The organism is Pseudomonas sp. R62 (assembly GCF_000257605.1).
Classification (GTDB): domain Bacteria; phylum Pseudomonadota; class Gammaproteobacteria; order Pseudomonadales; family Pseudomonadaceae; genus Aquipseudomonas; species Aquipseudomonas atacamensis.
Genome location: NZ_JH635998.1, coordinates 1,189,231 through 1,199,962, shown reverse-complemented (window position 1 = coordinate 1,199,962; position 10,732 = coordinate 1,189,231). Strand labels below are relative to the sequence as shown.

The following is a 10,732-nucleotide window of genomic DNA, read 5'->3' as shown; positions in this document are numbered from 1 at the left end:
CGCCGGTGGATCAAGATCAAAAGCGGTACTCGAGCTTGCGCTCATTGTGGAGTGGGGCGGCTTCGCCGCGGGCAGCTGCGCTGCTTTGCCTTGGCTTTTGTAGGAGTGAGCCTGCTCGCGATGCGGCACGTCCAGGGCTCCGAGGGATTGAGTTTGTTTAATTCCGATGCCCAATAACCCGAACCTTCCCACAAGGTTTTCAGGTTGTCCGTCGGACGTCCGCTCTCTAGGCTTGGGTCGTCGCTGGTTGTTCAGCGATCGGGTGTGAGAACCCGACATTCATAGTCATTCAGTGCCCAGATCCGCATAATTGCCGCCAGCAAGTTTGCTGCCTGCAAGTGCGTTATGGCGGCTCTGTGCGGGCGGGCTTATGTCCGGCCGGGTGCCTATGACCGGTTTTCTCACCCCGCACAAAGCTGCCACCTCTTCGCCGTGTGAGAAACGGCATCGAGATGGCTCAACCTCATAGGTGAAGCGCATGACCAAACCAGTCCCCGACCCACCCGAAGAAACCTCAACCCCCCTCGAAGCCGCGCTGCGTGCCGACGATCTCGCGAAGAACCGCGAAGCCATCAAGCGTGCCCTCGATTTCTATCTCTGCCCGCCACCCGGCAAACCCCATCCGCCCAGCACGATGTTTCTGGTCCAGCCCGACATCGACACCGAAAGCCTGCTGGCTCACGCCTGTGAGTCCCTTGCTTCAGCCAATACGCTGGCCAGCGATTTCGCCGATCAGCTCGGTCGTCCGCAGCGCAATACGGCGCTGGCGATTCAGCAGATCATCATGCTGGCGGAGCTGGCGGTGAATCGGGCGCTGGATCGGGTTGATCCGCACGCTTGAGATCGCGTCATCGTTCTTCGCGAGCAGGCTCGCTCCCACATTCAAATGCGCTCAACCTGTGGGAGCGAGCCTGCTCGCGAAGCGGAGGATCATTCACTACAAAACCCGGGCACAAAAAAACCGGCAACCATTTACTGATTGCCGGTCCTTCATTCAGCCAAGCTCAAATCACTGCATCAACACTTCAATCGAGCCATCAGCGGTCATGCTGACCTGGCTGGTGCCGGCTTCAACTTCCGGGGTCACCGGCGCGGAATCCATGGCCGCGGCTTTCATCATCATCGGCGCGCGCAGGTACGGTTGTGGGTAACCGTTGCTGTTGAGGTTCAGGTTGACGATTTTGTAACCCTTGCCGCCCAGGGCGTCGGTGGCCAGTTGGGCGCGGGTCTTGAAGGCGGTGACGGCTTCTTTGAGCAACTGGTCTTCGCTGGCCTTGCGGGTCGGGTCGGCGATGGCGAAGTCCATGCCGCCCATTTTCAGGTCGGTCAATAGCTCGCCGGTGAGTTTGGACAGGGCGGCGAAGTCGGTGCTTTCCAGGCGCAGTTCGGCGCGTTCGCGCCAGCCGGTGATTTTCTGGCCTTTGGTGTCGTAGATCGGATAGCTGTTGCGGCTGCCCGTGCGCAAGGTGATGTCTTTGACTTGTTTGGCCTGGGCGGTGGCCTTGTTCATGGTGGTGCTGATGGCGGCGGCGAGTTTGGCCGGGTCGGTGTTCTGCTCTTCGGTGTAGAGCGTCACGATCATCTGGTCGCGGGCCACTTCCTGGCTGACTTCGGCGCGCAGGGAAATCTGGTTGTAGTGCAGCTCATCGGCGGCCAGCGCCGGGAGGCTGGCGACGCTGCCGACGGTCAGGGCGAGGAGGGCGGCGCTGCGGCGAAATGTGTGCATGAAGGCTCCTTGAATGAGGCGCAGAGGGCGCTGCGTGAACCATCAGACTCTATAAAGCAGCTGCAAGTTGCAAGCTTCAAGCTGCAAGTAAAGGCAAGAGCAAGAACTGCGGCGCTTTTGATCTTGCTTGCCGCTTGAAACTTGCAACTTGCAGCTGCCTTCCTTTCAAGCTACAGCATCAAGCTGCAAGCTACATCAAAAGCGCCGCAGCTCTTGCTCTTGCTTTTGATCTTGCTTGCCGCTTGAAGCTTGCAACTTGCAGCTGCTCTCCTGTGGTCGTTTGCCGCACTTTCGCCTCTCACGCCCGCGCCTTGGTTATACTCCGTGCGATCCGCCTGGAGCGCTCATCAGGAGAGCTCATGCTCGCCCCCGTACAACTGACTTCCGCCACTCGCCAGAACCTCTGGCGGCTGACTTTCATCCGCACCCTGGTGCTCGCCGCGCAGGCCGGGTCCGTGGGTCTGGCCTACTGGCTGCAATTGTTGCCATTGCCGTGGGTGCAATTGGCGATGACCCTGGGCTGTTCGATTCTGCTCTGCGTGTTCACTGCCGTGCGCCTGCGCACATCGTGGCCGGTGACCGAGCTTGAGTACGCGCTGCAACTGGCCTGCGATCTGGTGATTCACAGTGCGCTGCTGTATTTCTCCGGCGGTTCGACCAACCCCTTTGTTTCTTATTATCTGGTGCCGCTGACCATCGCGGCGGTGACCTTGCCGTGGCGTTATTCGGTGATTCTGTCCGGTATCGCGCTGGCGCTGTACACGCTGATGCTGACGCGTTTCTATCCGCTGGAAACCCTGCCGGTCGCCCGTGAGAATCTGCAGATCTACGGCATGTGGCTGAGCTTTGCCCTGGCTGCTGCGGTCATCACGTTCTTCGCCGCGCGCATGGCTGAAGAGCTACGTCGGCAGGAAGAGCTGCGCGCGATTCGCCGCGAAGAAGGCTTGCGCGATCAGCAGCTGCTCGCCGTTGCGACCCAGGCCGCCGGTGCGGCGCATGAATTGGGCACACCGCTGGCGACCATGAGCGTGCTGCTCAAGGAAATGCAGCAGGATCACCCCGATGCGTTGCTGCAGGACGATCTGAAAGTGCTGCAGGATCAGGTCAAACTGTGCAAGGAAACCTTGCAGCAACTGGTCCGCGCCGCTGAGGCCAATCGGCGTCTGGCGGTGGAGATGCAGGACGTTACCGACTGGCTCGACGAGGCGTTGAACCGTTGGCACCTGATGCGCCCGGAAGCCAGTTATCGCTTCCAGCGTCTTGGCCAGGGTGCGGTGCCGCGCATGGCGCCGCCGCCGGATCTGACCCAGGCTTTGCTGAATCTGCTCAACAATGCAGCCGACGCCTGCCCGGAAAATCTCCAGGTGACGCTGGACTGGGACGCAGAGACTTTGACCATCAGCATTCGCGACCACGGCGCCGGTGTGCCGCTGGCCATCGCCGAGCAGATCGGCAAACCGTTTTTTACCACCAAGGGCAAAGGTTTCGGCCTGGGCCTTTTTTTGAGCAAGGCCAGCGTGACACGCGCCGGCGGCTCAGTGAAACTCTATAGTCATGAGGAAGGCGGCACGCTCACCGAGCTGCGCCTGCCCCACGGCGCCCGAGGAGACCAACATGAGTGACGAAATCCAAGTCGAAGGCGAAGAACTGCCGCATCTGCTGCTGGTCGACGACGACGCGACCTTCACCCGCGTCATGGCCCGCGCCATGGCCCGCCGCGGCTTTCGCGTCAGCACTGCCGGTTCTGCGGAAGAAGGCCTGACCATCGCCCAGGCCGATCTGCCTGATTACGCCGCGCTGGACCTGAAAATGGACGGCGACTCCGGTCTGGTCCTGCTGCCCAAGCTGCTGGAACTCGATCCGGAAATGCGCGTGGTGATCCTCACCGGTTATTCGAGCATTGCCACGGCAGTCGAGGCGATCAAGCGTGGCGCCTGCAACTACCTGTGCAAACCCGCCGATGCCGACGACGTACTGGCCGCGCTGCTGTCCGAGCATGCCGACCTAGACAGTCTGGTGCCGGAAAACCCGATGTCGGTCGATCGTCTGCAATGGGAGCACATCCAGCGCGTGCTCACCGAGCACGAAGGCAACATTTCCGCCACGGCCCGCGCGCTGGGCATGCACCGCCGCACCTTGCAGCGCAAATTGCAGAAGCGTCCGGTTCGTCGCTGAACCTGCGCTGAACGACTATCGCCAGCCCTCGCGATAAATCGCGCCGATCATCTATGATCGGCGCGTGTCCGTTCTTTTTACTATCGAGCCTTATCCATGAATCAGAACGCTGAATATTCCGCGGTCAACGATGCTGTGCGCGGGCAGTTTTTTCGCAAAGTCTGGGCGATGACCACGCCTTACTGGCGCAGCGAAGAGAAGGGCAAGGCCTGGACGTTGCTGATTGCCGTAATTGCGCTGACGCTGTTCAGCGTAGCGATCTCGGTGTGGATCAACAGTTGGTACAAGGATTTCTACAACGCTTTGCAGAGAAAGGATGAAGCCGCGTTCTGGCAGTTGATCCTGTATTTCTGCGGCATCGCGACGGTGGCGATTCTCGGCGCGGTGTATCGCTTGTATCTGACGCAGATGCTGACGATCCGCTGGCGGGCTTGGCTGACCGAAAAGCACTTCAAGCGCTGGCTAGACCACAAGAATTACTATCAGCTGGAGCAGGGCGGTTATACCGATAACCCCGACCAGCGGATTTCCGAAGACCTCAACACTTACACCGCCAACACCCTGAGCCTGGGCCTCGGGCTGCTGCGCACGATTGTCAGTCTGGTGTCGTTCTCGATCATTCTGTGGGGCGTGTCGGGCAGTATCGAAGTGTTCGGCATCGAAATTCCCGGCTACATGTTCTGGTGTGCGCTGTTGTATGCAGCGGTCGGCAGTTGGCTGACGCATTTGATCGGTCGCCGTCTGATCGGTCTGAACAACAAGCAACAACGCTTCGAAGCAGACCTGCGTTTTTCCATGGTCCGCGTGCGTGAGAACGCTGAAAGCATCGCCTTGTACAACGGCGAACCGAATGAGAACCGCCGCCTGAGCAACCGCTTCGGGCTGGTCTGGCACAATTTCTGGGACATCATGCGCGTGTCCAAGCGCCTGACGTTCTTCACCTCCGGTTACGGTCAGATCGCAATCATTTTCCCGTTTGTCGTCGCCGCGCCGCGCTATCTGTCCGGCAAGATCGAACTGGGCGAGCTGATGCAAATCAACTCGGCGTTCGGCAACGTGCAGGAGAATTTCAGCTGGTTCATCACTGCGTATTCGGACTTGGCCGCTTGGCGCGCCACCTGTGATCGTCTGCTGAGTTTCCGTCAGGCCATGAGCGACAACGAACAACGCACCCCGGCCATCGACGTGCAGAATCAGGGCAGCGACTTGCAGGTGCACAACCTCGGCCTGGATCTGGCCGATGGTCGTCACCTGCTGACCGACGCCGACATGACCGTTGAGCCGGGTGAGCGCGTGATGCTCAGCGGCCGTTCCGGCAGCGGAAAGTCGACACTGCTGCGGGCGATGGGGCATTTGTGGCCGGCGGGGCACGGCAATATTCGTTTGCCGGCGGCGCGTTATCTGTTCCTGCCGCAGAAGCCTTATCTGCCGATCGGCACATTGCGTGAAGCGCTGAGTTATCCACAGCCGGGCGATACCTACGCGCCGGAGCGTTATGCACAGGTGCTGGAAACCTGTCGTCTGCCGCACTTGGTTGGGCGGCTGGATGAAGCCAATCACTGGCAGCGCATGCTTTCACCGGGCGAGCAACAACGCCTGGCCTTCGCCCGCGCGCTCCTTTATGCACCGCAATGGCTGTACATGGACGAGGCTACATCGGCGATGGATGAAGAGGACGAGGCGACCTTGTATCAGGCGTTGATCGACGAGAATCCAGGGCTGAGCATTGTCAGCGTCGGTCACCGAAGCAGTTTGAAACGATTCCATCCACGGCATGTGCGGATCGACAGCGGTCGTCTGGTCGAACAGGCCATAACTGTCTGAACACTCACCTGTGGGAGCGAGCCTGCTCGCGAAGGGGCCATCTTGGTCGACGAATCTGTCGTCTGAACCACCGCTTTCGCGAGCAGGCTCGCTCCCACAGTGGGGTAATGTGATCTGCCCGGTGATCGTACAACTCGCTTGAGCTATGATGGCGCCAAGCCGAATTTTCGAGACAAGATGCAGACCATGGAAAAGCTGATCGACACCCCGCGCCTCCCCCGCAAGCGCCGCAGCCTCGCCCAGGAATTGGTGACGGTGTTGAGCGAGCAGATCCGTGATGGCCTGCTCAAGCGTGGCGACAAATTGCCCACCGAGTCGGCGATCATGGAAGCCCATGGTGTCAGCCGCACCGTGGTCCGCGAGGCGATTTCCCGTCTGCAGGCCGCCGGTCAGGTGGAAACCCGCCACGGCATTGGCACCTTTGTTCTCGATACGCCAAGCCCGAGCGGTTTCCGTATCGATCCGGCCACCGTGGTCACCCTGCGTGACGTGCTGGCGATTCTCGAATTGCGCATCAGCCTCGAAGTCGAATCCGCCGGCCTCGCCGCGCAGCGCCGCAGCCCCGAGCAACTGGCAACCATGCGCGCCGCCCTCGACGCCTTGAACGAAAGCGCCTCGCATGCCAGCGATGCGGTGTCGTCGGACTTCGCTTTCCACCTGGAAATCGCCCTGTCCACCGGCAACCGCTACTTCACCGACATCATGACGCACCTGGGCACCAGCATCATTCCGCGTACCCGGCTGAACTCGGCGCGTTTGGCTCATGATGACCAGCAGCACTACATGGGCCGCCTGAGCCGCGAGCACGAGGAAATCTACGACGCGATTGCCCGTCAGGATTCCGATGCTGCGCGTGCGGCGATGCGCCTGCACCTGACCAATAGCCGTGAGAGACTGCGCCAGGCCCATGAAGAGGCGCAGGCGCAGGGTTAGCTCATTATTCCAGGATGACGTGCAAATTTATTGGAGGAACCGGGAAGGGACCATCATTTAAGTAACACCAGAATCTTGAGGGCGTGAAGTCGAACTTTTCTTTCTCAATCGGAAAGACGAATTCCTTTTCACGATTTTCTTCAGTCACAAAGATCGAGGAAATCCAAGGGGTTATTTGAAACAGCTCAAAAGTGATCTTATCGCCAACCTTGTATGCAGGATTCCAGGGCACGATGCCGTGGGCAGGGCCTTCGAGCTTGGTAGTGTCAAGGATTAGACTGCTCTCCCCAATGCGATAAGCCTCTCTAAATGTAGGATAGTAAGGGTGTTCTTCCGATTCGGTTGAAGCCATCTCTGAATTCCTTTTTTAAAAAATGATTAAGCCATGACTCGAATCACGGCATAGTTAGGGGACTCATCACCTACGTCACCATTAGGGGCAAGAATTGATCGGCTGACACCTGTAAGAACTACCAGTACGGACGAACGGTCGACCTGCCGCTGGGTTGCGTCTGACCGTCCATGACGTGGCGCGTCAATAGAGTCAGGGTTCAATTCGCATCCTCAGTGGTTGAGAATACGGCTCCATACTCGACTCATCGCGGAACTTGTAACGCAGCTCCACCTCGCGGTTCAGGTACGGTTGAAGCGCCTCTTTCGGCAGTTGCACCTCGATGTCGAACAGCTTCTCCATTTCATCCTCGGCGTCGTCCCAAGCGCCAGCGTCCACCTCATCACCTTCCCATTGGGGTTCTTCTCCATCGCTGCCGAGGATCGCGTAGACGCTCCAGTTCGCCTCGAAATCGCTGGAATCCGGCACCTGCACGGTGAGGATGTCCGGCAATTGCGAGAGCTGAAGTGTCACGCAGCCGTCTTGAGCCGGGGCGGCATGGGTGAGGGTGGGGGCGGCAAAATGCATCGACATAGCGGCTTCCTTTGAGTGGTCCGCCACGATCCTTCGTGGCAGTCGACGTACTTTACGAGCCGCTGGTCTCCTCAGGATTAAACGAATCCAGACCAGATATTTCCGCGAGCAAATGCTTCAAGGACGGGCCTTCCAGCGATTTCCAGAAGCATAAGCAGTGATTTTGTCGGACAAAAAAGCCCTGCCAACGATGAAATGCAGTTGACGGTTATTTTTTAAGTTGTACGATGACCTACAACTTCGGCGAAGGCTGAACGGTCCACTCACAATAAAACGTTGCTACCAGGGTGTTCGAATAATGAATCCACAAGAACTGAAGTCCATCCTCTCTGCCGGCCTGCTGTCTTTCCCGGTGACCGATTTCAACGCGCAGGGCGATTTCAATCGCGCGGGCTACATCAAACGCCTGGAATGGCTGGCTCCGTATGGCGCTTCGGCTCTGTTCGCCGCCGGCGGCACCGGTGAGTTCTTCTCCCTGGCCGCCAGCGAATACTCGGAAATCATCAAGACTGCCGTCGACACCTGCGCAACCAGCGTGCCGATCCTCGCCGGCGTCGGTGGTTCGACCCGCCAGGCCATCGAATACGCTCAGGAAGCCGAGCGTCTGGGCGCCAAAGGCCTGCTGCTGCTGCCGCACTACCTGACCGAAGCGAGCCAGGATGGTGTTGCCGCCCACGTTGAGGCCGTGTGCAAATCGGTGAAGATCGGCGTGGTCGTCTACAACCGCAACGTTTGCCGCCTCAACGCGCCGCTGCTGGAACGTCTGGCCGAGCGCTGCCCGAACCTGATCGGCTACAAGGATGGCTTGGGCGATATCGAGTTGATGGTGTCGATCCGTCGCCGCCTCGGTGATCGGTTCAGCTACCTGGGTGGTTTGCCGACCGCCGAAGTCTACGCCGCTGCCTACAAGGCGTTGGGCGTGCCGGTCTACTCCTCGGCGGTGTTCAACTTCATCCCGAAAACCGCGATGGACTTCTACCACGCGATCGCTCGCGAAGATCACGCCACCGTCGGCAAGATCATCGACGACTTCTTCCTGCCGTACCTGGACATCCGCAACCGCAAGGCCGGTTACGCCGTGAGCATCGTCAAGGCAGGTGCAAAAATCGCCGGCTATGACGCAGGTCCGGTGCGTGCGCCGCTGACCGACCTGACCGGCGAAGAGTACGAAATGCTCGCCGCGCTGATCGACAAGCAAGGCGCGCAATAAACGAGAAAAGCGAGGCCGCTGAGCAATCAGCGGCTTTTTGCGTGAAGGCTTTTAGAGTTGAGGGCTGCCCTGTGACAACTGCAAAACGCTACGACAACTACATCAATGGCGAATGGGTCGCCGGTGCCGATTACTCGGCCAACATCAACCCGTCCGAACTCAGCGACACCATCGGCGATTACGCCAAGGCTGACCTGACCCAGGTCAACGCCGCCATCGACGCTGCTCGCGCTGCGTTCCCGGCGTATTCCACTTCGGGCATTCAGGCCCGTCACGATTCGCTGGATAAAGTCGGCACGGAAATTCTCGCCCGTCGCGAAGAGCTCGGCACGCTGCTGGCCCGTGAAGAAGGCAAGACCCTGCCGGAGGCGATCGGTGAAGTGACCCGCGCCGGCAACATTTTCAAATTCTTCGCCGGTGAATGCCTGCGCCTGTCCGGTGACTACGTGCCGTCGGTTCGCCCGGGCGTCAATGTAGAAGTCACTCGCGAAGCCTTGGGGGTGGTCGGCCTGATCACGCCGTGGAACTTCCCGATTGCCATCCCGGCGTGGAAAATTGCTCCGGCCCTGGCCTATGGCAACTGCGTCGTACTCAAGCCTGCCGATCTGGTGCCGGGCTGCGCCTGGGCGCTGGCGGAAATCATTTCCCGCGCGGGCTTCCCGGCCGGTGTGTTCAACCTGGTGATGGGCAGCGGTCGCGTGGTTGGCGAGGCGTTGGTCAACAGCCCGAAAGTCGACGGCATCAGTTTCACCGGTTCGGTGGGCGTGGGTCGTCAGATCGCGGTCAACTGTGTTTCGCGCCAGGCCAAGGTGCAGCTGGAAATGGGCGGCAAGAACCCGCAGATCATTCTCGACGACGCCGACCTCAAGCAAGCGGTCGAGCTGTCGGTGCAGAGCGCGTTCTACTCCACCGGCCAGCGCTGCACAGCGTCGAGCCGTCTGATCGTCACCGCCGGCATTCACGACAAGTTCGTTGAAGCGATGGCCGAGCGCATGAAGTCGATCAAGGTCGGCCACGCGCTGAAAGCCGGCACCGACATAGGTCCGGTGGTTTCCCAGGCGCAGCTTGAACAGGACATGAAGTACATCGACATCGGCCAGTCCGAAGGTGCACGTCTGGTCAGCGGCGGTGGTGTGGTGACTTGCGACACCGAGGGCTACTTCCTCGCGCCAACCCTGTTTGCCGACAGCGAAGCGTCGATGCGCATCAGCCGCGAAGAAATTTTCGGCCCGGTGGCCAACATTGTTCGTGTGGCCGATTACGAAGCTGCGCTGGCAATGGCCAACGACACCGAATTCGGCTTGTCGGCCGGCATCGCCACCACCTCGCTGAAGTACGCCAACCACTTCAAGCGCCACTCCCAGGCCGGGATGGTGATGGTCAATCTGCCGACCGCCGGTGTGGATTACCACGTACCGTTCGGCGGGCGTAAAGGCTCGTCCTACGGCTCCCGTGAGCAGGGCCGCTATGCACAAGAGTTCTACACGGTCGTGAAGACCAGTTACATCGGATCGTAACCCCGCTGCACCCGCGTCGGGCCATCGCCTGAGGCCCTGCGCGGCACAAGACCAAAGAATGTTTTACCCGCATAAAAATAATCAGTGGGAGTACATCTGCATGCAATCCTCCAAGCCGACTCACGTCCGCTATTTGATCCTGCTCATGCTGTTTCTGGTGACCACGATCAACTACGCCGACCGTGCCACGATCGCCATTGCCGGCTCCAGCCTGCAAAAGGACCTTGGCATTGACGCCGTCACCCTCGGCTACATCTTCTCCGCATTCGGTTGGGCCTACGTCGCCGGGCAAATTCCCGGTGGCTGGCTGCTCGATCGCTTCGGCTCGAAAAAAGTCTATGCCCTGAGCATTTTCACCTGGTCGCTGTTCACCGTGCTGCAAGGCTTCGTCGGTGAATTCGGCATGTCCACGGCAGTGGTTG

11 protein-coding genes are annotated in these 10,732 nt (G+C 59.7%); 8 read left to right on the top strand and 3 right to left on the bottom strand.

Annotated elements, in window-relative coordinates; all coding sequences use genetic code 11:
- The first annotated feature begins 478 nt into the window (after window positions 1–478).
- The gene (locus OQK_RS06860; RefSeq protein WP_016771715.1) at window positions 479–841 is read left to right on the top strand and encodes a DUF6124 family protein; all 363 of its coding nucleotides are present in this window, start codon (window positions 479–481) and stop codon (window positions 839–841) included.
- Between the two features lie 168 nt (window positions 842–1,009).
- Here OQK_RS06860 and OQK_RS06855 read toward each other — a convergent pair whose 3' ends face one another.
- Window positions 1,010–1,726 carry an SIMPL domain-containing protein gene (locus OQK_RS06855; protein WP_016771714.1) on the bottom strand — a complete coding sequence of 239 codons (717 nt, stop codon included), beginning with the start codon at window positions 1,724–1,726 and terminating at the stop codon, window positions 1,010–1,012.
- Between the two features lie 359 nt (window positions 1,727–2,085).
- Between OQK_RS06855 and OQK_RS06850 the strand changes: the two genes are divergently transcribed.
- The 4 genes from OQK_RS06850 (at window position 2,086) to OQK_RS06835 (ending at window position 6,658) form a co-directional block, all read left to right on the top strand.
- Window positions 2,086–3,348 carry an ATP-binding protein gene (locus tag OQK_RS06850; protein WP_016771713.1) on the top strand — a complete coding sequence of 421 codons (1,263 nt, stop codon included), beginning with the start codon at window positions 2,086–2,088 and terminating at the stop codon, window positions 3,346–3,348.
- On the top strand, window positions 3,341–3,901 hold the full coding sequence (locus OQK_RS06845) for a response regulator transcription factor (protein WP_003221630.1): 561 nt from the start codon (window positions 3,341–3,343) through the stop codon (window positions 3,899–3,901). Before OQK_RS06850 ends, OQK_RS06845 begins: the two co-directional genes overlap by 8 nt.
- 96 nt (window positions 3,902–3,997) lie before the next feature.
- Window positions 3,998–5,725: an ABC transporter ATP-binding protein/permease gene (locus OQK_RS06840; protein ID WP_016771712.1), complete on the top strand. Its 1,728-nt coding sequence runs from the start codon at window positions 3,998–4,000 to the stop codon at window positions 5,723–5,725.
- 186 nt (window positions 5,726–5,911) lie between these two features.
- A complete protein-coding gene (locus tag OQK_RS06835) occupies window positions 5,912–6,658 on the top strand; it encodes a FadR/GntR family transcriptional regulator (protein WP_024011597.1) in 747 nt (248 codons plus the stop codon).
- 4 nt (window positions 6,659–6,662) lie between these two features.
- Here the strand turns inward: OQK_RS06835 and OQK_RS06830 are convergent, their stop codons facing one another.
- Together OQK_RS06830 and OQK_RS06825 are read right to left on the bottom strand one after the other, a co-directional pair.
- A complete protein-coding gene (locus OQK_RS06830) occupies window positions 6,663–7,010 on the bottom strand; it encodes a hypothetical protein (RefSeq protein WP_016771710.1) in 348 nt (115 codons plus the stop codon).
- A 192-nt stretch (window positions 7,011–7,202) separates the two neighbouring features.
- The gene (locus OQK_RS06825; RefSeq protein ID WP_016771709.1) at window positions 7,203–7,583 is read right to left on the bottom strand and encodes a hypothetical protein; all 381 of its coding nucleotides are present in this window, start codon (window positions 7,581–7,583) and stop codon (window positions 7,203–7,205) included.
- A gap of 298 nt (window positions 7,584–7,881) precedes the next feature.
- Between OQK_RS06825 and kdgD the strand changes: the two genes are divergently transcribed.
- From kdgD to OQK_RS06810, 3 genes are all read left to right on the top strand, one after another.
- Window positions 7,882–8,793 carry a 5-dehydro-4-deoxyglucarate dehydratase gene (gene kdgD / locus OQK_RS06820; protein WP_016771708.1) on the top strand — a complete coding sequence of 304 codons (912 nt, stop codon included), beginning with the start codon at window positions 7,882–7,884 and terminating at the stop codon, window positions 8,791–8,793.
- A 71-nt stretch (window positions 8,794–8,864) separates the two neighbouring features.
- The gene (locus OQK_RS06815; RefSeq protein WP_016771707.1) at window positions 8,865–10,310 is read left to right on the top strand and encodes an aldehyde dehydrogenase family protein; all 1,446 of its coding nucleotides are present in this window, start codon (window positions 8,865–8,867) and stop codon (window positions 10,308–10,310) included.
- A 100-nt stretch (window positions 10,311–10,410) separates the two neighbouring features.
- Window positions 10,411–10,732: MFS transporter (locus tag OQK_RS06810; RefSeq protein WP_157221900.1), on the top strand; the 322-nt coding region annotated here is incomplete at its 3' end.

Coding starts and splice junctions, on each gene's coding strand:
- OQK_RS06860 (WP_016771715.1), top strand. CDS start 479: ATGACCAAACCAGTCCCCGACCCACCCGAAGAAACCTCAACCCCCCTC.
- OQK_RS06855 (WP_016771714.1), bottom strand. CDS start 1,726: ATGCACACATTTCGCCGCAGCGCCGCCCTCCTCGCCCTGACCGTCGGC.
- OQK_RS06850 (WP_016771713.1), top strand. CDS start 2,086: ATGCTCGCCCCCGTACAACTGACTTCCGCCACTCGCCAGAACCTCTGG.
- OQK_RS06845 (WP_003221630.1), top strand. CDS start 3,341: ATGAGTGACGAAATCCAAGTCGAAGGCGAAGAACTGCCGCATCTGCTG.
- OQK_RS06840 (WP_016771712.1), top strand. CDS start 3,998: ATGAATCAGAACGCTGAATATTCCGCGGTCAACGATGCTGTGCGCGGG.
- OQK_RS06835 (WP_024011597.1), top strand. CDS start 5,912: ATGGAAAAGCTGATCGACACCCCGCGCCTCCCCCGCAAGCGCCGCAGC.
- OQK_RS06830 (WP_016771710.1), bottom strand. CDS start 7,010: ATGGCTTCAACCGAATCGGAAGAACACCCTTACTATCCTACATTTAGA.
- OQK_RS06825 (WP_016771709.1), bottom strand. CDS start 7,583: ATGTCGATGCATTTTGCCGCCCCCACCCTCACCCATGCCGCCCCGGCT.
- kdgD (WP_016771708.1), top strand. CDS start 7,882: ATGAATCCACAAGAACTGAAGTCCATCCTCTCTGCCGGCCTGCTGTCT.